This is a genomic window from Burkholderia anthinoferrum, from assembly GCF_002925705.1.
In the GTDB taxonomy this organism is placed as follows: domain Bacteria; phylum Pseudomonadota; class Gammaproteobacteria; order Burkholderiales; family Burkholderiaceae; genus Burkholderia; species Burkholderia semiarida.
Map to the genome: position 1 here is coordinate 1 of NZ_LFZP01000013.1, position 1,592 is coordinate 1,592.

General features: G+C 66.1%; 1 protein-coding gene and 1 pseudogene. Both read left to right on the forward strand.

Features of this window, described 5'->3' with window-relative positions; genetic code table 11:
- Nucleotides 1-234, forward strand: a pseudogene (locus C5F75_RS04595) (efflux transporter periplasmic adaptor subunit); the annotation flags it as partial.
- Nucleotides 235-249: 15 nt separating this feature from the next.
- Nucleotides 250-1,592, forward strand: a 1,343-nt coding sequence (locus tag C5F75_RS04600) for an efflux RND transporter permease subunit (protein ID WP_181035368.1), incomplete at its 3' end; no start/stop codon positions are given.

Sequence of the window (1,592 nt, forward strand, 5' to 3'; positions counted from 1 at the left end):
GGAGGCGGTCTGCAGGCGGGCGATCACGTGATCGTGCAGGGCGTCGACAAGGTGCGCCCGGGCGCGACCGTGAAGACGGTCCCCGCGCAGCTCGCGCCGGCGGCCGATGCCGCCTCGGGCGCCGCTGCCCCCGCCGCGCCGGCCGCTGCCGGGTCCGGCGCCGCCGCCGCTTCCGGTGCCGCCGCATCGGGCGCCGCGCCGGCGAGTGCTGCCGCTGCTTCGAGCGCGCAATAACAGGGAGCCTGTTTCATGGCAAAGTTTTTTATCGATCGCCCGATCTTCGCGTGGGTGATCGCCATCATCCTGATGCTGGCCGGGGTTGCGGCGATCTTCACGCTGCCGATCTCGCAGTATCCGACGATCGCGCCGCCATCGATCCAGATCACCGCGAACTACCCGGGCGCTTCCGCGAAGACGGTGGAAGACACGGTGACGCAGGTGATCGAGCAGCAGATGAGCGGTCTCGACAACTTCCTGTACATGTCGTCGACGAGTGACGACTCGGGCAACGCGACGATCACGCTGACCTTCGCGCCGGGCACCAACGCCGACATCGCGCAGGTGCAGGTGCAGAACAAGCTGTCGCTCGCGACGCCGGTTCTGCCGCAGGTCGTGCAGCAGCTCGGTCTGTCGGTCACGAAGTCGAGCAGCAGCTTCCTGCTGGTGCTCGCCTTCAACTCCGAAGACGGCAGCATGAACAAGTACGACCTCGCGAACTTCGTGGCGTCGCACGTGAAGGATCCGATCAGCCGGCTGAACGGCGTCGGTACCGTCACGCTGTTCGGCTCGCAGTACGCGATGCGGATCTGGCTCGACCCGAACCGCCTGACCAACTACGGCCTCACGCCGGTCGACGTCAGCTCGGCGATCACCGCGCAGAACGTGCAGATCGCGGGCGGCCAGATCGGCGGCACGCCGGCGAAGCCGGGCACCGTGCTGCAGGCGACGATCACCGAATCGACGCTGCTGCAGACGCCCGAGCAGTTCGGCAACATCCTGCTGAAGGTCAACCAGGACGGCTCGCAGGTTCGCCTGAAGGACGTCGCGCAGATCGGCCTCGGCGGCGAAAACTACAACTTCGACACGAAGTACAACGGTCAGCCGACCGCGGCACTCGGTATCCAACTCGCGACCAACGCGAACGCCCTCGCGACCGCGAAGGCCGTGCGCGCGAAGATCGACGAGCTCGCACCGTTCTTCCCGCACGGCCTCGTCGTGAAGTATCCGTACGACACGACGCCGTTCGTGAAGCTGTCGATCGAGGAAGTGGTCAAGACGCTGCTCGAAGGTATCGTGCTCGTGTTCCTCGTGATGTATCTGTTCCTGCAGAACCTGCGCGCGACGATCATCCCGACGATCGCGGTGCCGGTCGTGCTGCTCGGCACGTTCGCGATCATGTCGATGGTCGGCTTCTCGATCAACACGCTGTCGATGTTCGGTCTCGTGCTCGCGATCGGCCTGCTGGTCGACGACGCGATCGTGGTGGTCGAGAACGTCGAGCGCGTGATGGCGGAAGAGGGGTTGTCGCCGAAGGAGGCGACCCGCAAGGCGATGGGGCAGATCACCGGCGCACTCGTCGGCGTGGCGCTCGT